15 protein-coding genes and 1 pseudogene are annotated in these 22,867 nt (G+C 71.7%); 9 read left to right on the forward strand and 7 right to left on the reverse strand.

Annotated elements, in window-relative coordinates; translation table 11 throughout:
• Positions 1-685: 685 nt before the first annotated feature.
• Complete coding sequence (locus AB0F72_RS25540; RefSeq protein ID WP_360435810.1) at positions 686-5,236, reverse strand: ATP-dependent helicase; 4,551 nt, start codon at positions 5,234-5,236, stop codon at positions 686-688.
• A 151-nt stretch (positions 5,237-5,387) separates the two neighbouring features.
• On the opposite strand from AB0F72_RS25540, the gene AB0F72_RS25545 reads away from it, so the two are divergent.
• Positions 5,388-7,502 carry a protein kinase gene (locus AB0F72_RS25545; protein WP_360435812.1) on the forward strand — a complete coding sequence of 705 codons (2,115 nt, stop codon included), beginning with the start codon at positions 5,388-5,390 and terminating at the stop codon, positions 7,500-7,502.
• Between the two features lie 19 nt (positions 7,503-7,521).
• Here AB0F72_RS25545 and leuE read toward each other — a convergent pair whose 3' ends face one another.
• Together leuE and AB0F72_RS25555 are read right to left on the reverse strand one after the other, a co-directional pair.
• Entirely contained in the window at positions 7,522-8,178 is a 657-nt protein-coding gene (gene leuE / locus AB0F72_RS25550; protein ID WP_360435814.1) for a leucine efflux protein LeuE, read from the reverse strand.
• The gene (locus AB0F72_RS25555) at positions 8,175-9,470 is read right to left on the reverse strand and encodes a bifunctional pyridoxamine 5'-phosphate oxidase family protein/GNAT family N-acetyltransferase (RefSeq protein WP_360435816.1); all 1,296 of its coding nucleotides are present in this window, start codon (positions 9,468-9,470) and stop codon (positions 8,175-8,177) included. The genes leuE and AB0F72_RS25555 overlap by 4 nt, the downstream gene beginning before the upstream one ends.
• Before the next feature lie 48 nt (positions 9,471-9,518).
• On the opposite strand from AB0F72_RS25555, the gene AB0F72_RS25560 reads away from it, so the two are divergent.
• From AB0F72_RS25560 to rny, 6 genes and pseudogenes are all read left to right on the forward strand, one after another.
• Complete coding sequence (locus AB0F72_RS25560) at positions 9,519-10,865, forward strand: aminotransferase class I/II-fold pyridoxal phosphate-dependent enzyme (RefSeq protein ID WP_360435818.1); 1,347 nt, start codon at positions 9,519-9,521, stop codon at positions 10,863-10,865.
• A 66-nt stretch (positions 10,866-10,931) separates the two neighbouring features.
• The gene (locus tag AB0F72_RS25565; protein ID WP_360435820.1) at positions 10,932-11,588 is read left to right on the forward strand and encodes a UdgX family uracil-DNA binding protein; all 657 of its coding nucleotides are present in this window, start codon (positions 10,932-10,934) and stop codon (positions 11,586-11,588) included.
• 13 nt (positions 11,589-11,601) lie between these two features.
• On the forward strand, positions 11,602-11,802 hold the full coding sequence (locus AB0F72_RS25570; RefSeq protein ID WP_360435822.1) for a DUF3046 domain-containing protein: 201 nt from the start codon (positions 11,602-11,604) through the stop codon (positions 11,800-11,802).
• 201 nt (positions 11,803-12,003) lie between these two features.
• On the forward strand, positions 12,004-13,047 hold the full coding sequence (gene recA / locus AB0F72_RS25575) for a recombinase RecA (RefSeq protein WP_360435824.1): 1,044 nt from the start codon (positions 12,004-12,006) through the stop codon (positions 13,045-13,047).
• A gap of 485 nt (positions 13,048-13,532) precedes the next feature.
• Positions 13,533-14,078 (forward strand): annotated as a pseudogene (locus AB0F72_RS25580) (regulatory protein RecX); the annotation flags it as partial.
• A 1,433-nt stretch (positions 14,079-15,511) separates the two neighbouring features.
• The gene (gene rny / locus AB0F72_RS25585) at positions 15,512-17,236 is read left to right on the forward strand and encodes a ribonuclease Y (RefSeq protein ID WP_360435826.1); all 1,725 of its coding nucleotides are present in this window, start codon (positions 15,512-15,514) and stop codon (positions 17,234-17,236) included.
• A 72-nt stretch (positions 17,237-17,308) separates the two neighbouring features.
• On the opposite strand, the gene AB0F72_RS25590 is transcribed toward rny, so the two are convergent.
• The 4 genes from AB0F72_RS25590 to AB0F72_RS25605 form a co-directional block, all read right to left on the reverse strand.
• Complete coding sequence (locus AB0F72_RS25590) at positions 17,309-18,280, reverse strand: amino acid ABC transporter permease (RefSeq protein WP_360435828.1); 972 nt, start codon at positions 18,278-18,280, stop codon at positions 17,309-17,311.
• Positions 18,277-18,987 (reverse strand): amino acid ABC transporter permease, encoded by a 711-nt coding sequence (locus AB0F72_RS25595; RefSeq protein ID WP_360435830.1) that lies wholly within the window; start codon positions 18,985-18,987, stop codon positions 18,277-18,279. Before AB0F72_RS25595 ends, AB0F72_RS25590 begins: the two co-directional genes overlap by 4 nt.
• 39 nt (positions 18,988-19,026) lie before the next feature.
• Entirely contained in the window at positions 19,027-19,911 is an 885-nt protein-coding gene (locus tag AB0F72_RS25600; protein WP_360435832.1) for a glutamate ABC transporter substrate-binding protein, read from the reverse strand.
• A gap of 66 nt (positions 19,912-19,977) precedes the next feature.
• Positions 19,978-20,721, reverse strand: coding sequence for an amino acid ABC transporter ATP-binding protein (locus AB0F72_RS25605; RefSeq protein ID WP_360435834.1), 744 nt, complete (start codon positions 20,719-20,721; stop codon positions 19,978-19,980).
• 129 nt (positions 20,722-20,850) lie between these two features.
• On the opposite strand from AB0F72_RS25605, the gene AB0F72_RS25610 reads away from it, so the two are divergent.
• Both AB0F72_RS25610 and miaB read left to right on the forward strand, forming a co-directional pair.
• On the forward strand, positions 20,851-21,330 hold the full coding sequence (locus AB0F72_RS25610; RefSeq protein ID WP_360435836.1) for a hypothetical protein: 480 nt from the start codon (positions 20,851-20,853) through the stop codon (positions 21,328-21,330).
• Positions 21,331-21,351: 21 nt separating this feature from the next.
• Positions 21,352-22,836, forward strand: a complete 1,485-nt coding sequence (gene miaB / locus AB0F72_RS25615; protein ID WP_360435838.1) for a tRNA (N6-isopentenyl adenosine(37)-C2)-methylthiotransferase MiaB — start codon at positions 21,352-21,354, stop codon at positions 22,834-22,836.
• Positions 22,837-22,867: the final 31 nt, after the last annotated feature.

The raw sequence follows: 22,867 nt of genomic DNA on the forward strand, positions 1-22,867 counted from the left end.
GAGTGCCGCTCGAGATCCAGTCGCAGCCGAGCCGAGCCGTAGCTGGTGCAGGTAAATGCGCTTGTTCGCATGTCTGGGCTACGGCTGGCGGTTCTCGGCCGTAGTTGGTGCAGGTAAATGCGCTTGTTCGCATGCCTGAGCTACGGCTGGCGGGTCTCGGCCGTAGCTGGCGCAGGTAAATGCGCTTGTTCGCATGTCTGGGCTACGGCTGGCGGGCCTCAGCCGTAGCTGGCGCATGTCTCGTGCTCGTTTGGCCTGTCTGGGCTACGGCTCGCCGCCCGCATGCCCGCATCGCTGCCGCCCCACCGCCCGCATCGCCACCGCCCCACCGCCGGCATCGCCACCGCCCCACCGCCGGCATCGCCACCGCCCCACCGCCCCACGTCCTCGGAACGGGTATGGGAGGGCACCCACAACGTCGATGTGACCCCTCGTCCATACCAGGACTCAATGTGGCGCCGCGCCCGCGCCTCCTGGCCCTCGCCGAGCCCATGCAGCATCACGATGGGTCACCGAAATCGCCGGAGCGCTGCTGCTTCCGGTTTGATGCCACTGGGCGGGATCTTGGCAGATCGTGTCCATGCGGGCGAGGCGTGACCTGCCAAGATCTGTGCAGGACGAGCCGAGCAAGAGGCGACTCCCGCTGCCACCGCCCATCCCCGCGGAGACCGCCGACCCCCGCCGCCTAAGCGCGCAACCGCAACCCCCGAGGCGTAGCCCTGAACCCCGCCGCCGTCAACGCATCCCGCAGCGGCGAAGCGTTCACCGACTCCCCGTCGGCCCGTTCCACCGACAGCGTCCCCAACGCCCCCGACCGCACCGCCGCCGCCAACGACTGCCCGGCGGCGACCAGCGCCTCCGGATCATCGGTGAAGGACAGCAGAGTCCGCCCGCCCCGCTCCACATAGAGCACGACGTCCCCGCCGACCAGCACCACGAGTGCGCCGGCTTTCCGCCCGGCTCGATGGCCGGCCTTGGCGACCGGCTCGCCGTCGCCGCTGTCCACCACCCGGTCCGGCCAGGGCAGGGCAGCGCCGTACGGATTGGCCGGATCGGTCGCCGCCAGCACGACGGCGGCCGGGCCGGTCCGCTTGGCGAGTTCGGCCGGCTCGGCGAGGGCGCGCAGCCGGTCCACCGCTCCCGGCACCGCGAACTGGGCCGCCCCGAGCCCTTCCACGAAGTAGCCCCGGCGGGCCGCCCCGCGTTCCTCCAGCGCGGCGAGCACCGGGTAGACGGCCGCGAACCCGCCGGTCACCCCTTCCGCCATCACCGCGCCGCGGGTCACCACACCATGCCGTTCGAGCAGCAGGTCGGCGAGCGCGGCGGCACGCCGGGTCGGGTCGAGGTCGCGGTCGGGGAGCCGGGACCAGCGGCCCACCATGTTCAGCGGCCCGGTGCGGGACGGCATGGCCGGGCGGCCGGGACGCCGGTAGCGTGATCGGGCCGGCGCGGCTTTCGCCCGGTGTGCGCCGCTGCCGCCGAGCAGCGCCCGCACCGGCGCGAGCGTGTCGTTGGTGAGGTGCCCGGCCCAGACCAGGTCCCAGACGGCGGCTGCCAGGTCGGTGTCGTCGGTGGACCCGACCCGGTCGGCGAGGGAGCGGAAGAACAGGGCCTGCCCGTCGCCGAGCGCCTCCAGCACGGACTGGTGCAGTGGCGTGGCCGCGAACTCCTCGTCGGGCGGCGGGAGGAGCAGCGGGGCGCTGTCCGCGTACGCCAGGGTCACCCACCCGTCCCCGCCGGTGATCGAACCGGACCCGGCCCAGAGCACCTCGCCGCCGGCGCACAGCTCGTCGAGCTGCGGCGGCGCGTAGTCGGCGACCCGGGCGGGGAGCACCAGCCGCTCCCACGCCGAGGCCGGCACCGCCACCCCCTGCACCTGCTCGATCGCGGCGGCCACCGCGTCCACGCCGCGGGCGTTGCCGCCGACCTGTTGCCAGCGGGGGAGGAACGCGGCGAGCACCCGGGGCGGCACCGGCTCGATCTCGCGGCGCAGCGCGGCCAGCGACCGGCGCCGCAGCATGCGCAGCACCTCGGCGTCGCACCACTCGGTCCCGGCGCCGCCGGGGGTGAACTCGCCGGAGGCCACCCGCCCGGTCGCGCTCAGCCGTTTGAGCGCCTGCTCCACGACGAACACCCCGAGGCCGAAGCGCGCCGCGCAGGTGGCGGCGAGGAACGGCCCATGGGTACGCGCATAGCGCGCCACCAGATCCCCGAGCGGATCCGCCACCGGCTCCAAGTAAGCCTCGGGGATGCCGACCGGCAGCGCCACCCCGAGCGCGTCCCGATAGCGCCCGGCGTCGTCGATCCCGATCCACCGCTCCTCGCCGGCGACCCGGATCCGGATCGCCCGGCGCGCGCTCTCGAGGCTGAGCGCCCACTCCTCGGGCGCGCCCCGCGACGCCAGCTCGGCCGCGGAGAGGTCACCGAGCAGGCGCAGCAGCTCGGCCGTGTCCTCGGCGTCGCGCGGTGTGCGCTGCTCGGTGTGCCACTGCAGCTGGGCCTCGGTCTCGGCGACCACGCCCGGATCGAGCAGTTCCCGCAGGTCGACCCGGCCGAGCAGCTCACCGAGCAGGGTGGAGTCGAGGGCCAGCGCGGCGGCGCGCCGCTCGGCCAGGGGAGCGTCTCCCTCGTACAGAAAAGCGCCCACGTATCCGAAGAGCAGCGAGCGGGCGAACGGGGACGGCCGCTGGGTCTCGGCCTCGACGAGGCGGACCTTGCGCCCGGAGATCTCCCGCATCAGCCCGGCCAGGCCCGGAACGTCGAAGACGTCGCGCAGGCACTCACGGGCGGCTTCCAGGGTGACCGGGAAGTCGGCGAACTCGCGGGCGACGTCGAGCAGCTGCGCGGACCGCTGGCGCTGCTGCCAGAGCGGCTGGCGCCGGCGCGGGTCGCGGCGGGGGAGCAGCAGCGACCGGGCGGCGCACTCGCGGAACCGGGACGCGAAGAGCGCCGACGTGCCGACGGACTCCTCGACGATCTGGGTGATCTCCTCCGGGTCGAACGCGACGAGGTCGGCGCCGGGCGGCTCGTCGGCGGTGTCCGGCAGGCGGATCACGATGCCGTCGTCGGAGGGCATGACCTGGCCGTCCACCCCGTACCGCTCGGAGAGCCGGCGGCCGATCGCCAGTGCCCAGGGCGCGTTGACCCGCGCGCCCAGCACGCAGTGCACTGTCATCCGCCAGTCGCCGATCTCGTCGCGGAACCGCTCCACGACGATGGTCCGGTCGTCCGGCAGGTGGCGGGTCGCCTCGCGCTGCTCCCGCAGGTACGCCACGAGGTTGCCGGCCGCCCACTCGTCCAGCCCGGAGTCGCGCAGCGTGGCCGTCGCCTTCTCGTCGCCGGCCCGGGCGAGGCCGCGCAGCCGGGCGCCGATGGCACGGCCGAGCTCGATCGGCCGGCCGGGGGAGTCCCCTTTCCAGAACGGCATCCGGGCCGGCGCTCCCGGCGCGGGGGAGACCAGCACCCGGTCGGGGGTGATGTCCTCGATCCGCCAGGACGTGGATCCGAGGAGGAAGACGTCACCGACGCGTGACTCGTACACCATCTCCTCGTCGAGCTCGCCCACCCGCGAAGCCCGCTCCGAACCGGCCAGAAAGACCCCGAAGGTCCCCCGGTCGGGAATCGTGCCGCCGCTGGTCACGGCGAGACGCTGGGCGCCGGGGCGGCCGGTGAGCTCATCCGTGCCGCGGTCCCAGACCAGCCGGGGGCGCAGCTCGGCGAAGGCGGTCGACGGGTAGCGCCCGGAGAGCATGTCGAGGACCGCGTGCAGCGCCGAGTCGGGCAGCTCGGCGAAGGGCGCGCACCGGCGCACCAGCGCGGCCAGCTCGTCGACCTGCCAGGCGTCCATCGCGACCATCGCGACGATCTGCTGGGCGAGCACGTCGAGCGGGTTGCGCGGATAGCGCAGCTCCTCGATCGCGCCCTCGCCCATCCGCTCCGCCACCACGGCGCAGGAGAGCAGGTCACCGCGATGCTTGGGGAAGACCACGCCCCGCGAGACCGCGCCCACCTGGTGCCCGGCACGGCCGATGCGCTGCAGGCCGGCCGCGACCGACGGCGGCGCCTCGATCTGCACCACCAGGTCGACGGCGCCCATGTCGATGCCGAGCTCCAGGCTGGAGGTGGCGACGACGGCCGGCAGGGTGCCGGATTTCAGCGCCTCCTCGATCTGTTTGCGCTCTTCACGGGAGACGCTGCCGTGGTGGGCGCGGGCCACCACGGGCGGCGCGCCCTGGGTGGCGCCGGCCTGAGCCATGACCGCGGCGGGCATCCCGGCGCCCGGCGCCGGTTGCAGCGCGCCCGGATCGGCGCGCTCCACCACAAGCTCGTTGAGCCGGGCGCAGAGCCGCTCGGCGCCGCGCCGCGAGTTCGTGAAGACGATCGTGGAGCGGTGCGCCTCGATCAGGTCGAGAACCCGCTCCTCCACCGCCGGCCAGATCGACGGCGTGTGCCGCCCGCCGCCCGGGTCGTCGGCGTCGGGATCAGGGACCTCGTCGAGGCGGGTCATGTCCTCCACCGGGACCTCGACCGCCACCTCGATGGTCTTGGCGCTGGGCGGCTGCACGATCTCGACGGGCTGCGCGCCGCCGAGGAACCGGGCCGTCTCGTCGATCGGCCGGACCGTCGCGGAGAGGCCGACCCGCTGCGCCGGGCGCTCCAGCAGCGCGTCCAGCCGCTCCAGGGAGAGCGCCAGATGCGCGCCGCGCTTGGTCGCCGCGACCGCGTGCACCTCGTCGATGATCACTGTCTCGACACCGCGGAGCGAGTCCCGAGCGGCCGACGTGAGCAGCAGGAACAGTGACTCCGGCGTGGTGATCAGAATGTCCGGCGGGGTGCGGGCGAAGAGCCGCCGCTCCTCGGCCGGGGTGTCGCCGGTGCGCATCCCCACGGTGATCTCGGGCGGGGGCAGCCCGAGCCGGCCGGACGCCTGCCGGATGCCGGTCAGCGGCGCCCGCAGGTTGCGCTCCACGTCGACCGCGAGCGCCTTGAGCGGGCTCACGTAGAGCACCCGGCATCGCTGACGGGCCTGCTCGGGCACCGGCTCGCGCGCCAGCTTGTCCAGCGACCAGAGGAAGGCCGCGAGCGTCTTGCCGGAGCCGGTCGGGGCCACCACCAGCGCGTTCCGCCCCGCCCCGATCGCACGCCACGCACCGGCCTGGGCGAGCGTGGGCGCGGCGAACGCGGCCGTGAACCACTCACGGGTGGCCGGACCGAACGTTTCGAGCACCTCTCGCATGCCGACCATCCTGCCCCGGGGGTGTGACAGAAAACCGCAAGACCTTCGTGGGTACGGGCGGAGCACAGTCCCGCGCGGCGACCGGGTGATCGCCGTTCCATGGGCGGTCTGTGCTGATTATCCTGATACCCGACGTGATGGGTAGGTGCCGATGGCGGTCAGGCAGATGCTCGTCGCTGGTCGGTACCGTCTTCTGGAGCCGGTCGGCGCCGGGGGAATGGGGCGCGTGTGGCTCGCCCACGACGAGATGCTCCACCGGGACATCGCGATCAAGGAGATCGTTCCCCCTGACTGGATGAGCGGCGCCGAGCAGGACCGCCTTCGCGAGCGCACCCTGCGCGAGGCACGCAGCGCCGCCCGGCTCAGCCACCCGCACGTGGTCCGGGTCTATGACGTCGTGCACGCCGACGGCCTCTCCTGGATCGTGATGGAGTACATCCCGTCCCGCTCGCTGCACCAGGTCCTGCACCAGGAGGGACCGTACGATCCGGCCGGCGCCGCCCGGATCGGCCTGGCCGTGCTCGACGCGCTCGACGCCGCGCACCAGGCCGGCGTCCTGCACCGCGACGTGAAGCCGCACAACGTGCTGATCGGCACCGACGGCCGCGTCGTGCTGACCGATTTTGGTCTCGCCACCTTCGTCGATGACGGCACCGTCACGACGCCCGGCCTGATCGTCGGCTCCCCGCAGTACGTCTCACCGGAACGCGCTCGCGACGGCGCCTCCACTGTCGAGTCGGACCTCTGGTCGTTCGGCGCCACCCTGTACGCGGCCGTCGAGGGCCACTCGCCGTACGCCCGGGAGACCGCGATGGCCACCCTCGCGGCGCTCGCCACCGAGCCGCCCGATCCGCCGGTCCGAGCCGGGCCGCTCGCCCCGATCCTGGCCGGCCTGCTCCGCTACGAGCCCGCCGACCGGCTCACCGCCGCCGAGGTGGAGAGCCGGTTGCTCGGGATCGTCGCCGCCGACCACCGGGACGGCCCGCTGGTGCCGGGCCGGCGCGGGCCCCGCCGGGCCCGGGCCGAGGAGCCGGGGAAGGCCGGGGACGAGCCGTCCGGTGAGATCTGGTTCGTCGCCGCGTCGTCGCCGGAGGACGATCCGCTGAGCGTCGGCGACTGGCACTCCCAGGACTCGGGGCTGGTCGTGCCCGCGCCCCGGCCCGAGCCGCCCGCGGAAAAATGGCACGACATCCCCGAGACCGGAAACGATCCCTTCCTCACGGGCGTGATCACGCGGTACGGCAGCCCGCTCCCCGCGCTGGAGCCGGTGCGAACACCCGCCGTCACGGAACAGCCCGCCGCCACCGAACAGCCCGCCGTCACCGAACAGCCCGCCGCCACGGAACGACCCGGCGACCAGCGACTCCTGCCCGTCATCGTCGCCCCGCCCGCCGCGCCGATCCCGGAGCGCCCGGCCCGCCCGCCCCGCGCCACGCTGATGATCGCCGGCGTGCTGATCCTCCTGCTGACGACCGGCCTTCTCGCCGGCCTCCTGACCCGGGACGCCGACGCCCCCGACACGGTCGTCCTGCCCCCGGCGAACACGGTGCTGCCGTCCCCCGCCGACACGGTGCTGCCGTCCGCCGCGTCCCCGGCCGGCACGGTGCTGCCATCCCCCGAGTCCTCGGCCGGAGGGCAGGCCGAACCACAGCCGATCACCAAGGAGCCGGTGGCGTCGAGGAAGCCCACCCCCCGGCCCGGCGGGTTCTCCCCGATCGCCTGCGACGCCTCCCCGCCCACCGGCCTCCCGGCCACCCCGCAGAAGGGCGCGGCCCGCGGCGTCAACGGCTGGACCCTGCAGGCCGGCTGGTCGTATTTCACCGACGGCTCGGGCTTCCACCTGGCGGTCCCGGACGGCTGGACCTACCAGCGGATCGGCACCCTGTACTGCTTCCGCGACCCGGGAAGCACCCGGTCGATGAGCCTCGACACCGGCCGCGATCCGGCGGCCAGCCCGGTGAAGGCCTGCCGCGCCGAGGACCGGCGCCTCCGCAGGGAGGGCCGGATCCCCGGGTACGCCTCGATCGGCGTCGCGGCCGTGCCCCTGCTCCACCGGGCCGCCGACTGGGACGTCCGTTACCGGGACGGCGGGACGCTGCGGCGAGCCAGCACCCGATGGCTGACGATCGGCGACGACGCCTACGCCATCGGCTGGGCCACGCCCGACACCGACTGGGCCGGCCACGTCGACGAGCTCCGGATGGTCCGCACCACGTTCTACACCGACCACCCGCCGGACCCCGCCGACGCCGCCCGCCGAAGCTGAGAGGCGGGGCGGAGCCGGATCAGCCCGCGCTCGCGGTCGCCAGCTTGATCCCGAACCCGACGAAGAGCGCGCCCACACCCGTCGAGGCGCCCGCCGCCAGCCGGCGCCGCTGCTGGAACTGCCCGGCCAGGAACCGCCCACCGAAGATCAGCGCGCTCAGGTACAGCAGGCTGAAGAACTGCACGACCGCCCCGAGCACCAGGAAGGACAGCGCCGGATGCGGGTATCCCGGCTCGACGAACTGGATGAAGAAGGAGATGAAGAACAGGATCGCCTTCGGGTTGAGCAGGCTGATCACGGCCGCCCGCCGGAACGGGTGCTGCATCCCGGGCATGTCCTCGCTGGTGACGGTCGTGGCGTCGGCCCGGTTCCGCCACCGCCGCCAGGCGCTGCGGATGATGGTGAGGCCGACCCAGCACAGGTAGCCGGCGCCGGCGTACTTCAACACCAGAAACAGCGGTGGGTACGTGTTGAGCAGCGACGCCACCCCGGTAGCCGACAGGATCATGAGGACCGTGTCGCCGAGGAACACGCCACCGGCGGCCAGGTAACCGGCCCGTACCCCGCGGCGCGCCCCGACCGACAGAACGAAGATCGAGTTCGGGCCCGGCAGCAGGATGATCGCCACCACGCCGAGCACGTAGGTCCAGAAGTCGGTGATGCCCAGCACTGTCATGCCTCCCGGGTCGCAGCCGCCAGACGGTCGCGCAGCCGCTGCGCCGCGGCCGGCCACTCGTCGGCCGTCATCGCGAACATCACGGTGTCCCGCCACGTGCCGTCGGGCCGCAGCCGGTGCCGGCGGATCACCCCGTCGCGGCTGGCGCCGAGGCGCGCGATGGCCCGCTGGGAGCGCTCGTTACGGACGTCGGTGTACCAGAACACCCGCTCGGCGCCGAGCACGTCGAACGCCCGCTCCAGCAGCAGCAGCTTCGCCTCGGTGTTGACCCCGGTCCGCCACCACCTCCGGCCGACCATGGTGTAACCGATGGCGACGGCCTTCACCTCGGTGTCGATGTCGTGGTAGGTGGTGAGGCCGATGACCGTACCCGTCGCGGGGTCGATCTGTGCCCAGGCCGACCGGTGACCTTGCCATTGCCCGCGCAGCAGCATCGTGACGACGTCGGCGACCTGCTCCGGCCGCTCCGGGCGCGCGACCGGCATGTGCCGCCAGACCTCGTCGTCGGCGAGCGCCTCGAACAGGCCCGGCACGTGCCCCGGCGTCAGCGGCTCGAGCCGCACGTGACGGCCCTCCAGCACGACCGGCGTCTGCCATGCCGACGGCGATCCCGGCAGGTAGGCCGGCGGCGCCTGGGTCACGCCGGCGTCGGCCTCCGGCGGCCCGGCCACGGTGCGCAGCGGCAGGACGCCCGCCCAGTACGGCAGCTCCAGGTCCTCCGGCTCGTCACCGACCCCGCCGGAGCGCACCCGGACCGACACCTCGGCGAGCGGGAGCGCCAGCAGGCTGGTCTGTGCCAGCTCACGCCGGTCACCGGGCCGGCTGTCCGCGGAACGGCCCGGACCGACCTTGTCGGCGATGGCGGCCAGCACCCGCGCCTTCTCGGCGTCGTCGGTCACCGGCCGGGCGGCGCCGTGCACGATCACCGACCGGTAGTTGGCGCTGTGGTTGAACTGGGATCGCGCGTAGACCAGCCCGTCCAGCAGCGTCACCGCCACGCAGAGCGGGATGCCCTCGCCGCGGGCGGCCAGCATCATCCGGGATCCGGTGGAGCCGTGCAGGTAGAGGGTGTCACCGACCCGGACGTGCAGGTTGGGGAGGATACGAGGCTCACCGTTCACGACGAAACCCACCGCGCAGTCGAGCGCCTCGTCGAGGATGGCGTGGGCCAGCTCGCGGTCGTAGCGCATCTTGTGGCGGCTGCGGGTGGCCGTGGTGCGCTCGGTCGGCGTGTATCCGCTCGGTGCCTGCCCGCTCGGCGTGTACCCGGTCGGCGTGTCGAGGTCGGTCATCGGGGAGCCTCCTTGCGTGACGCCCTGTACTAGTACAGAATCGCTGCTGTGGCAGCACAATATCAGGTGACCGGAGACAGCGCCGCCGAGATTTCGGCGAGCATCGAGAGCGCCGTCCTGCGCGGTGACTGGGCGGCCGGCAGCGCGCTGCCCTCGGTGCGGGCTCTCGCCGGCGAGCTGCGGGTCAGCCCGGCCACGGTGGCGAAGGCCTATCAGGACCTGCGCCAGCGTGGCGTGATCGAGACCCAGGGCCGGCGCGGCACCCGGGTGCGTTCCCGGCCCGCCGTGGCGATGCTTCGCGCCGACCTGGCGCCACCGGTGCCGGCCGGCGTCCGCGACCTGTCGTCCGGCGAGCCCGACGTGCGCCTTCTGCCGCCGCTCGGTCCCTCGCTGGCGGCGGTCGCCGCCGAGACCGGACCCCCTCAGGGGTACGCGTCGGCGGTCACCATGCCCGAGTTGATCGACGCGGCCCGGCCCCGCCTGCTCGCCGAGGGCGTGCCGGTGGCCGGCGCGGCGATCGCCGTGACCGCGGGCGCCCTCGACTCGATCGAGCGCCTGCTCACCGCCCACCTGCGCCCCGGCGACGCGGTCGCGATCGAGGATCCCGGCTGGGGTGGCCTGATCGACCTGCTCGCGGCGCTCGGCCTGCGCCCGGTCCCGGTCGCGGTGGACGCCGAGGGCATGGACCCGGAGGCGCTGGACGCCGCGCTGCGATCCGGCGGGCGCGCCGTGGTGATCACGGTCCGCGCGCAGAACCCGACCGGCGCCGCCGTCTCCGAGCCCCGCGCGGCCCGGCTGCGTGACCTGCTCGGCGCCCATCCCGGCGTCCTGGTGATCGAGGACGATCACGCCGCCGAGCTGGCCGACCGGCCGCCGCACTGCATCGGCCCGGTGACCGGTTCCTGGGCGTTCGTCCGCTCCGCCTCGAAACCGTTCGGCCCCGACCTGCGGATCGCGGTGCTGGCCGGCGACGAGACCACGGTGGCCCGGGTGGTGGGCCGGATGCGGGTCGGCATGGGCTGGGTCTCCACCGTCACCCAGCGGCTTCTGCTGCGGCTGTGGCGTGACAGGGAGGTCACCGAGCTGGTCGCCGAGGCGGCGCGGGCCTATGCGGCCCGGCGCGAGGATCTGCGGTCCGCCCTGCTCGCACAGGGCGTTCCCGCCTTCGGCGAGACCGGGATCAACGTCTGGGTCCCGGTCCCCGACGAGCTGCGGGCCGTCTCGTCGCTCCGCGATCGGGGGTACGGGGTAGCGCCCGGCTCACTGTTCCGGATCCGCTCGGCGCCGGGCATTCGCATCACGGTCAGCACCCTGTCGGCCGAAGAGATCCCATTCCTGGCCGAAGCGGTCGCGGCCTCCGTCCGTACCGATGGATTGGCTCTTCCCATGCGGTGAGACGTGTCCCCCGGAAGGGTCGTTGCGGGCGGCATCCTGTCGGACCTCGGGGGTACAACGGTGCCTATGTCATCGACCGACACGCCACCCGGCGCGCAGCAGTGGGTGCCGCCGCACCCGCGCGACATCGACGAGCTGAAAGCCGCGGCGGCCGGGTGCCGCGGCTGCGAGCTGTTCGAGAACGCGACGCAGACCGTCTTCGGCCGCGGCGCGGAGGACGCGCGGATCGCCTTCGTCGGCGAGCAGCCCGGCGACGTGGAGGACCAGCGCGGCCTGCCGTTCGTCGGCCCGGCCGGGCGGCTGCTGCGTGAGGCGGTGGACGAGGCCGGCATCGATCCGGCCCAGCTCTACATCACCAACGCGGTGAAGCACTTCCGGTTCGAGATGCGCGGCAAGCGGCGCATCCACCAGACGCCCGGCCCGGCGCACATCACCGCCTGCCGGCCCTGGCTGGTGGCCGAGTTCTCCCGGCTCAAGCCGGACCTGGTGGTGCTGCTCGGCGCCACAGCGGCGAAAGCGCTGCTCGGCCCGTCGTTCCGGGTCACCCGGTCCCGCGGCCAGTTGATGCCGTGGCCGGCGTCCGCCCAGCACCCGGAGGACTTCCCGGTCGCCGAGATCCAGGCGCTCGCCACGATCCATCCGTCAGCGGTGCTCCGCGCCGACGACCGGGACGCGGCGTATCGAGGGCTGGTCGACGATCTCAAGGTGGCGGCGACCGTTTGAGTACGCTCGTACGGTGCGGTTGACAGAATTCTGGGGACGGCTCGAGGAGTCGTTCGGGGCGTCGTATGCGCGCAGCATCGCGACGGATCAAGCTTTTTCGGCGCTCGGCGGGCGGACCATCGACGAGGCGATCACTCAGGGTGTCGAGACCGCCACCATCTGGCGAGCAGTGGTGGCGGCGTACCCCGATCGGGTGCCGTCTCGCCTGCGCTGACGCTTTTTCGTACGCTTGTTCTGGCGTGTCGCTCGTTCGTCGTACAGGTGTTCGGCTATTGTCCACAGCGGCTCGGCTATCCACAGGCCGGGGTGGGGCAGGAGATTTTTGTCGTACCCACCGCATACCGTGTCGGCCGTGGTGAACAGAAGCTCTTCGGCGAAGACCGCGAACGCGAAGTCGAATATTGGGGTGGCGGCAATGGCAGGTCCGGATCGGGAAAAGGCGCTCGAACTCGCGCTGGCACAGATCGACAAGCAGTTCGGCAAGGGGTCCGTGATGCGGCTCGGGGAGCGGCCGGTCGTGCAGACCGCCGTCATCCCGACGAGCTCCATCGCGCTCGACGTGGCGCTCGGCGTCGGCGGCCTGCCGCGAGGCCGCGTCATCGAGATCTACGGTCCCGAGTCGAGCGGTAAGACGACGGTCGCCCTGCACGCCGTGGCGAACGCGCAGAAGGCCGGCGGCATCGCGGCGTTCATCGACGCCGAGCACGCCCTCGACCCGGACTACGCGCGGGCCCTGGGCGTCGACACCGACGCTCTGCTGATCTCCCAGCCGGACACCGGTGAGCAGGCCCTGGAGATCGCGGACATGCTGATCCGCTCCGGCGCGCTCGACATCATCGTCATCGACTCGGTCGCCGCCCTCGTGCCGCGTGCCGAGATCGAGGGTGAGATGGGTGACAGCCACGTCGGTCTGCAGGCCCGCCTGATGAGCCAGGCGCTCCGCAAGATCACTGGTGTGCTGAGCAACACCGGCACCACCGCGATCTTCATCAACCAGCTCCGCGAGAAGATCGGCGTCATGTTCGGCTCGCCCGAGACCACGACCGGTGGCCGTGCGCTGAAGTTCTACGCCTCGGTCCGCCTCGACGTGCGGCGCATCGAGAGCCTCAAGGACGGCACCGACGTGGTCGGCAACCGGACCCGCGTCAAGGTCGTGAAGAACAAGGTGGCCGCGCCGTTCAAGCAGGCCGAGTTCGACATCATGTATGGCAAGGGCATCTCGCGGGAGGGCTCGCTCATCGACGTCGGCGTCGAGCAGAGCATCATCCGCAAGTCCGGCGCGTGGTACACGTATGACGGCGACCAGCTCGGTCAGGGCAAGGAGAAGGCGCGGGAGTTCCTCAAGGAGAACCCCGACGTCGCCGCCGAGATCGAGAAGAAGATCCTGGAGAAGCTCGGCGTCGGCCAGACCGCCGGCGACGCCGCCGGTGGCCCCGAGCTGCCGCCGGTCGACTTCTGATGCGGTGATCCGCGATGCCAGGACGACGTGGCGCGCGGTCCGGACGAGGGTGGGATGCCATCCCGCCCCGGACCGCGGACAGCCCGCCCGCTGACGGCTCACCGCCGCTGACGGGTCGCTACTACCTCGGCGGCTCCCCGGAGCGGGACGCCGCCCTGCTCGCCGGCGGTGGCGTTCCCCGCAGCGCCGGCCTGTCCCCGGGCGCCGAGCCGTTCCCGGGCGCCGAGCCGTCCCCGGGTGCTGACCCGTTCCCGGGCGCCGATCCCTCGCTGGGCGCCGACCCGGATCTCGTCGACGACGGCGGTGCGGGCTCGTCACGGGGCCGGGGCGGTGCGGGCTCGTCACGGGGCCGAGGCGGTCGGTCTGCTCGCCCCGCCGGCCGGCGGGGCGCTTCCCGAGGCTGGGAACCCCGCGGACGCGACATCAACGACGAGGACTCCGGCAGCGGCGGCACCGGCGACCGGGACGACTCCGGCCGGCGGAAAGCCGCTGACCCGCGGACCGAGTCGGAGATCGCCCGCGAGATCTGCCTGCGCCAGCTCTCCGTGCGTCCGCGGACGCGTGCCGAGCTGGCGAAAGCGCTGGTCCGCAAGGGCATCTCCGAAGAGGTGATCGCCGAGGTCCTCGACCGTTACGACGAGGTCGGCATCATCGACGACGCCGCCTTCGCCCAGGCCTGGGTCTCCAGCCGGCATCACGGCCGCGGCCTGGCCCGCCGAGCGCTGGCGAACGAGTTGCGCCAGCGCGGTGTCGACGCGGAAGTGGCGAGTGCTGCCCTGGAGGCCGTCGACGACGAGGCCGAAGCCGAAGCCGCGCGAGCCCTGGTCGACCGCAAGCTGCGAACCGCCACGGGCACCCCGGACGCGGTCTTCCGCCGCCTGGTGTCGATGCTGGCCCGCAAGGGCTATCCGGCGGGCGTGGCCATCCGAGCGGTCAAGGACGCCTTGGCCGCCCGCGACGCCGAGGCCGCGGAGTTCGCCGACGCCATCGACCCCGACGCTCTGGCCGGCAGCCCCGACGCCGACGCCTAACCCCACAACCCGGCACGGAGATCTCGGGCCCGGCGCTCCGCGGCCTCGGCGCTCCGCGGTCCGGCGCTCCGCGGCCCCCGGCGGTCCCGGCTCCTCACAGCGGCCCCGGCTCACAGCGGTCCGGGCTCACAGCGGTCCCGGCTCACAGCGGCCCCGGCTCCACCCGTCCGTCGTGACCGTGCGTGCGCCGGCGGCCCCTCTTTCGTGCGCCGACCGAGCCGTCCCACCCCGCTACGACGAGCCGAGCGCTTTCCGACCTGCTCCCGAGCCCGGCTCCGCTGCCTACCCCGGCCGATCGCGGGCCCGGCTCCGGCGCCGAACGGCAGAGCGCGCCGTTGATGGCGATACCGGGACCTCTCACCGATATAGTCCTGATGTGAAATTCGTGGAGTTCCCACCGAACTCCCACGAGGGCCACCCCCGGTGCCACAGCTACACACGGTTGCGGCGAGGGCGATAATGAACGAGACCTCGGTTGCGACTCGGTAACGATGATCGAGGCGTCATCACACGGTACGTCGGAAATGCCCGGCGCGATCGTGAGCTGGGCGTAAGCGCGTCTGTGCCCTACGTCCCATCCGCTGCCGAATCATGAGTCCTTGACCGAAGCGGTGCTCGCGACCTAGCCTCGCGTTACACAAGGTTTGTTCGACCATCGCAAGCAACAGTCACAACATAGATCGCATTACATTACGGCATCACTTGAGCGCTTCATCCGTGCCAGCCGATGGCGTCACCGGCCGCGAGCCACGCGGGCGGCGACGCGACATATCGGTAGCCGACCCACAACTCCACACACTCTGATCCGAACGGCGAGCAGCCGGCCCGGGCGGGAAGGGCTCCGGCACCCCGATCACGTGGGGTGACGGTCATTCTCGACCAGGCGGGCATCGCTCAACTGAGCGCGAGCCGGCCATACGTACCCAAAAGCCCGCACGACGGCGCAACTGAACACCGCACGGCAGCCCGCTGCCGCGCGTCGGTGGCAGCGACTCGGAAACGCTGACACCGCGGAGGCAACCAGGGCACCGCCCGGGCTGCCGCTGTACCGCACCGTCGACACGCCACGGCAGGCCGCGAGCGCCAACCGGCGCAAGCGCATGCCGCGAACGGGCGGGCCCGCGGGGAAGCCGCGATGGGGGCAAGCCATCGGAAGCGGGCCGCCAAACGGCAGGCCGCGACCGGGCACCCGCACCGGGCACCCGCACCGGGCACCCGCACCGGGCGACCCGGCGAAGGGACGACCCGCGACCGGGCAGGCCACGCGAGCGCAGGCCGGCACCGCCGTGAGGGACGGAGACTGGAAGGCCGGGGAACCGGCGGCGAAGCGTATCGCCCCCGATGCCGTCCGCGATCACTGCCTTGGTCGGGCATCCCGCAGGATGGCCGCGCGCGTAGACCACCGCGCCGGCGGCGAAGGGAGACGCGGCGAGATGACCCCCCTGGACTGGGTGCTCGTGATTGCTGTCATCGTGCTCGCCGCGTCGGTGATAGCCGGGCTGGTCCTCGGGGCACGCGCGTTGCGTCAGATGCAGTCCGAGCGCCACGACGCCCACGAGCGGCAGGAGCTGGAGGTCGGCGCCGCTCAGGCGAAGATCGCCGACGCCAATGCCAAGGCCGCGTCCGTACGCGCCGAGACCGCCGCCGCGAAAGCCGAGGCCGGCGCGGCCCGGGCCGAGGCCCGCCGTGTCCTGGAGGCCGCGCACAGCGAGGCCGACACGATCCTGGAGCACGCGCACCGGCAGGCCGAAGCGGACGCCGAGCAACTCCGTACCGCCGCGCGCCGCTCCGGTGAGCGCGAGGTCGCGCTGCTCAACGCCACGGTGAAGGAGCAGGCCGCCGAGGTGGAGCGCCGGGCGGCCCGGATCGACGAGCGGGAGCGGCTGCACGCCGAGGAGGTGGAGCGCCTGGTCGAGCGGGAACGCCGGCTGGCCGCGCTGGAGAGCGATCTCACCACCAGGGAGGCGGCGCTCACCAAGCGCGAGGCCGAGATCGCCCGGGTGGAGGAGACGAAGCGCCGGGAGCTGGAGCGGATCGCCGCGCTGACCGCCGAGACCGCCCGGGCCGAGCTGATCGAGTCGATCGAGGGGCAGGCCAAGCGCGAGGCGGCGATCCTGATCCGCGACATCGAGACCGAGGCGAAGAACACCGCGGACACCCGCGCCCGGCACATCGTGGTGGACGCGATCCAGCGGATCGCCAGCGAGCAGACCGCGGAGAGCGTGGTCAGCGTCCTGCATCTGCCGAGTGACGAGATGAAGGGCCGGATCATCGGCCGTGAGGGCCGCAACATCCGGGCGTTCGAGTCGACGACCGGGGTGAACCTGATCATCGACGACACGCCGGAGGCGGTGCTGCTCTCCTGCTTCGATCCGGTACGCCGGGAGGTGGGCCGCCTCACCCTGGAGAAACTGGTGCTGGACGGCCGGATCCACCCGCACCGGATCGAGGAGGTCTTCGACAGCGCCAAGAACGAGGTGGAGATCCTCTGCGACCGGGCCGCCGAGGAGGCGCTCGTCGACGTCGGCATCACCAACATCCACCCGGAGCTGGTGAAGCTGCTGGGCCGCCTGCGGTACCGCACGAGCTACGGCCAGAACGTGCTGAAGCACCTGGTGGAGACCGCGCACATCGCCGGCATCATGGCGGCCGAGCTGGGCCTCGACGTGCCGACGATGAAACGGGCCGCGTTCCTGCACGACATCGGCAAGGCGCTCACCCACGAGGTGGAGGGCAGTCACGCGCTGATCGGCGCGGATCTGGCCCGCAAGTACGGCGAGCACGAGGACGTCGTGCACGCCATCGAAGCGCATCACAACGAGGTGCCGCCGCAGACCATCGAGGCCGTGCTCACGCAGGCTGCCGACGCGTGTTCGGGCGGTCGTCCCGGCGCTCGGCGGGAGAGCTTGGAGGCGTACGTGAAGCGCCTGGAGCGGATCGAGGAGATCGCCGGCGGCAAGGTCGGGGTGGAGAAGGTCTTCGCGATGCAGGCCGGCCGGGAGATCCGGGTGATGGTGCGGCCGGACGACGTCGACGACATCGGGGCGGCGGTGCTGGCCCGCGACGTGGCGAAGCAGATCGAGGAGGAGCTGACCTACCCCGGTCAGATCCGGGTCACAGTGGTCCGCGAGTCCCGGGTGACCGAACTAGCCCGCTGACGCCCCTGCCAAAACGGGCGGCCCGCCGCAGGTGCATGCGGCAGACCGCCCGACGGGCGTGTCCGAAGACGGTCAGTTGCCTCCGCCGCCGGCGCCCTCGGCCTGCGCGACCAGCGCGGCGGGCGGGGGCTGCGGCATCGGCGTCGCCGCGGTCTTGCGTCCCCGGGCGAGCCGGCGCTGGATGTACTGCGCGAGCTTGGAGAGCGAGTAGTTGACCACGATGAAGAGCACACCGATCACGATGTAGACCTGGATGGGGTTGCTCAGGACACCGATGATCTGCTTGCCGACGTTGAGCACTTCCTCGTAGCTGATGATGAAGCCGAGGGAGGTGTCCTTCAGCACCACGACCAGCTGGCTGATCAGGGCCGGCAGCATGATCCGGAACGCCTGCGGCAGCAGGATCATGCGGGTGGTCTGCATCGGGGACAACCCGATCGCGGCCGCCGCCTCACGTTGCCCGACCGGGAGGCCCTCCATGCCGGAGCGCAGGATCTCGGCGATCACCACGCTGTTGTAGATGGTGAGGCCGATGACCAGGTACCAGAGGGTGCTCATGGTGACGCCGAACTCCGGCAGACCGCGGGCCACGAAGAAGATCGTGATCACCACGGGGAGTCCGCGGAACACCTCGACGCAGATCCGGGTCACCGCGGTGAGCAGCGTGCTGAGCCCGCGCAGCAGGTACGCCGCCGGGGCGGAGAAACCGGGGAAGCGGCGCCCGGCGAGGCTCTTGAGCTGCAGCCGCAGCACCGCCAGCGCGGTGCCGATCACCAGGGATGTGATGATCGCCAGCACCGCCGCGATCAGCGTGTTCTTGATGCCGTAGCCGAGCCGATCCCAGACGGCGGAGAAGTTCTCGTTCCCGGGGTCGATCAGCGGACCCCAGAGCTCCATCGAGAACTGGCCCTTCTCGTCCAGCGGCACGTAGACGAAGAAGTAGGCGCCGGCCGCCACCACCGCGGCGGCGACGATGCTGAAGATCAGCGTCAGGCGTCGCTGGCGCGGGCCGGGGACGTCGTAGAGAACGCTCTGCTGGCTCATCGGGCCGCCACCGCCTGCCGCCGCTCGACCCGATCGAGGAAGGCGCCGAGGGGAACGGTCATGATCAGGTATCCGATCGAGATGCCGATGGCGACCGGTACGAAGGCGTACCCGCCCGCGGAGGTCAGCTGGTCGGCCGTCTGCGAGAGGTCGCCGACGACGCCGAAGAAGCCCACTAGGGCCGAGTTCTTGATCATGGCGATGATCACTGAGCCGAGAGGTACAACGGACGCCTTCCAGGACTGCGGGAGCACCACGTACCGGAGGTTCTGGCCGAAGGTCAGACCCAGTGACCGGGCCGCCTCGGCCTGGCCGGCGGGCACCGCGTTGACGCCCGAGCGCAGAGCCTCACAGACGAACGCCGCGGTGTACAGAACCAGTGCGATCAGGGCGAATCGGAAGTAGGGCAGGTCGGTGCCGAGCCGGGTGAAGACCGAGTCGAGCAACGGGATGCGCAGGAAGTCCGCGTTCGAGCCGAGGGCCGGCAGAGCGAACGCGGAGAAGAACAGCACCACGGTCAGTGGCATGTTGCGGAAGACGGTGACGTACGCGGTGCCGACCGCGCGCAGCGGCGGCACCGGAGAGATCCGAAGCACCGCCACGACGGCGCCCAGGATCAGGGCGCCGATCGCGGCCAGCACGCAGATCTGGAGGGTGAGCCAGAAACCGCCCGCGAAGACGTCAAAGTTGTCGATGAGCACACTCACGGGTGAGACTTCTCCTCATCCCCCGGATCAACGATGGAATCAGTAACGGTTGACGGTCGGCGCGGCGCCGAGCTCGGCGCCGAACTTACCGGCGGTCGCGTCCCAGGCCTTCTGCCAGCGACCGTCCTGGAACGCCTTCTCCAGGGTGTCGTTGATGAAGGTCCGGAAAGCGGTGTCCTCGAGCTTCACGCCGATGCCGTACGGCTCCTTGGTGAAGTTCTCGCCGGCCAGCTTGTACTTGCCCTCGTTCTTGGCGATGTAGCCGAGCAGGATGACGTTGTCCGTCGTCACCGCGTCCACCTGTCCGCCGTCCACGGCGGTGATGCACTTGTCGTAGGTGTCGAAGAGGACCAGCTGCGAGGCGACGTCCTTCACGTACTTCTTGATCTCCTCAGCCGGCGTGGAGCCGGTGACCGAGCAGACCTTCTTGGTCCCGTCCTTGAACGAGTCCGGGCCGGTGATCGAGGTGTCGGCGTTCTTCACCAGGATGTTCTGACCGGCCTCGTAGTACGGCCCGGCGAACGCGATGCGCTTCTTGCGCTCGTCGTTGATCGTGTAGGTCGCCACGACCATGTCGGCGTTGTTGTTGATGATGGCGTCCTCGCGGACCTTCGAGGGCGTCTCGACGTACTCGATCTTGTCCTCGGGGATGCCCAGCTCGTCGACGATGATCTTCGCGACCTCGACGTCGAAGCCCTCCGGCTTGCCGGAGAGGCCCTTGAGGCCGAAGCCGGGCTGGTCGAACTTGGTGCCCAGCTTGATCGCCTGCGCCTTGTTGAGGCGCTCCATGGTGGTGCCGGCGGCGAAGCTCTTCTCGCTGCCCGAGCCGGCGTCCCCACCCGAGCTGTCGTCGCCGCCGCAGGCGGTCAGGCCCAGGACCAGGGCCGCGGCCGTGGCCGCCGCCGCTACGCGCGAAAACCGCATCAATTTCTCCTTTTTCGTCCGGGTCGGCCGCGGTGGCAGCGCGACCCGAGGCTCAGTACCTGAGTGTCAGTGCGTGAGGATCTTGGAAAGGAAGTCCTTGGCCCGCTCGGACCTCGGATTCGCGAAGAACTCCGCCGGGGGCGCCTGCTCGACCAGCTGGCCGTCGGCCATGAAGACCACCCGCTTCGCCGCGTGCCGCGCGAAGCCCATCTCGTGGGTGACCACCACCATGGTCATGCCCTCGCGGGCGAGCGAGGTCATTACGTCGAGGACCTCACCGACCATCTCGGGGTCGAGCGCGCTGGTGGGCTCGTCGAAGAGCAGTGCCTTGGGCTGCATGGCGAGCGCGCGGGCGATCGCGACGCGCTGCTGCTGGCCGCCGGAGAGCTGAGCCGGGTATTTGTCGGCCTGGTTGGCGATGCCGACCCGCTCCAGCAGGCCCATGGCCCGGTCGCGGGCCACCGCCGGCTTCTCCTTGCGCACCTTGACCGGCCCGAGCATCACGTTCTGCAGGATGGTCTTGTGCGCGAAGAGGTTGAACGACTGGAACACCATGCCGACCTCGCTGCGCAGCCGGGCGAGCGCCCGGCCCTCGGCGGGGAGCGGCTGCCCGTCGAACGTGATCGTGCCGGAGTCGATCGGCTCCAGCCGGTTGATGGCGCGACACAGGGTGGACTTGCCGGACCCGGAGGGCCCGATCACGACCACCACCTCGCCGCGCGCGACAGACAGATCCACGTCCTGCAGCACGTGCAAGGGTCCGAACCACTTGTTGACGCTCTCCAGCACGATGAGTGCTTCGTCTGTCACCCCTGGTCCATCCACTCGTTGTCGGTTCACTTGAATGGTCACACCCTAGGGGGCAGTCAGTATCGGATCGTGTCGAGAATGGTCACGGAGCGGTAACACAGCCCATGCCGGGTGGGAGGGGTGTAAAGCATGGTGGAGATGGCGGACGGCCTCTGGAACTGGTGTGTCGCCCGGCGCCTGGACGCCGACCGCGTGCGGGGCGCGCTGGCCGGCGCCCTGGAACGCGGAGTCGGCGAGATCGAGAACGCCCGGCCAGGCGCGCTGATGACGGATGTCTACCACGTCGGCGGCGACTTCCCGACCCTGGTCGACGTCTATCTGGCACCCACGGACGTGGCCGAGGAGACCATCGCGAGCGCCGTCGCCGTCCGGCTGGGCGTCGCCGTCCTGCTGCCCGACGACACCCTCAACCCGACCCGATATGTCCTGGCCGAGCCGGATGGCGCCCTGCGCGCGGTGCATGTGACGGAGACCGAGACCGACGACGGGCCCGAGCGCCGCCACCTCCGGCCGTGCACCGGCTCCGACCCGGCCTGCGCCGCTCCGGGCGGGTGTGACCGTTCGCGGTTCAAACCCGACCCGACACCGGAGCGGCCCCCGACGGCTTAGCGGGTAGCCTGGTCAATTGCCATGACTACCGAAATCCAGGGCAGCGCCCGCACCTACGACGTGCGCACCTACGGCTGCCAGATGAACGTGCACGACAGCGAGCGGATCTCCGGCCTGATGGAGGACGCCGGCTATGTGCGCGCCGCCAGCGCGGACGCGGCGGACGTCGTGGTCTTCAACACCTGCGCGGTCCGGGAGAACGCCGACAACCGCCTCTACGGCAACCTCGGCCACCTGCGCCCGACGAAACTGAAGAACCCGGGCATGCAGATCGCGGTCGGCGGCTGCCTGGCACAGAAGGATCAGGGCGACATCGTCAAGAAGGCGCCCTGGGTCGACGTGGTCTTCGGCACCCACAACATCGGGTCGCTGCCGGCCCTGCTGGAGCGCGCCCGGCACAACGAGGAGGCGCAGGTCGAGATCCTCGAGTCGCTCGAGGTCTTCCCCTCCACGCTGCCCACGAAGCGCGAGTCGACGTACGCGGGGTGGGTCTCCATCTCGGTGGGCTGCAACAACACCTGCACGTTCTGCATCGTCCCGTCGCTGCGCGGCAAGGAGAAGGACCGCCGCCCCGGCGACATCCTGGCCGAGGTGCGCGCCCTGGTCGCCGAGGGCGTCCTCGAGGTGACACTGCTCGGGCAGAACGTGAACTCCTACGGCGTCGAGTTCGGCGACCGGCTCGCCTTCGGCAAGCTGCTGCGCGCCACCGGCGAGGTGGAGGGCCTGGAGCGGGTCCGCTTCACCAGCCCGCACCCGAAGGACTTCACCGACGACGTGATCGCCGCGATGGCCGAGACGCCGAACGTCTGCCACTCGCTGCACATGCCGCTGCAGTCCGGCTCCGACCGCGTGCTCAAGGCCATGCGCCGCAGCTACCGCCAGGAGAAATACCTCGGCATCATCGACAAGGTCCGCGCCGCCATGCCGGACGCCGCGATCACCACGGACATCATCGTCGGCTTCCCCGGCGAGACCGAGGAGGACTTCGAGCAGACCCTCGAGGTGGTCCGCCGGGCCCGGTTCTCCAGCGCCTTCACGTTCCAGTACTCGAAGCGTCCCGGCACCCCCGCCGCGATCATGGAGGACCAGCTCCCCAAGGCGGTCGTCCAGGAGCGCTACGAGCGGCTGATCGCCGAGCTCGAGGACATCACCTGGGCCGAGAACAAGAAGCTGGTCGGGGAGAAGGTCGAGGTCCTGGTCGCGGTCGGCGAGGGCCGCAAGGACGAGCGCACCGGCCGGATGAGCGGCCGCGCCCGCGACGGCCGCCTGGTCCACTTCGCGACGGGCGCGACCACGCCGCGTCCCGGGGACATCGTCGAGACGGTCGTGACCTACGCGGCCCCGCACCACCTCAACGCCGACGGCGACCCGCTCTCCCACCGCCGCACCCGCGCGGGCGACGCCCACGAGGCGGGCCGGGCCCCGAAGCTCAAGGGCGTCTCGCTGGGCCTGCCCACCATCGGCGCCCCCGCCCCACTGCCGCCGGTCCAGGGTTGCGCCCTCTAAAAACAGGACATTTTACGCGCGAAGACTCCCC

The organism is Actinoplanes sp. NPDC023936, assembly GCF_040639325.1.
GTDB lineage: Bacteria > Actinomycetota > Actinomycetes > Mycobacteriales > Micromonosporaceae > Actinoplanes.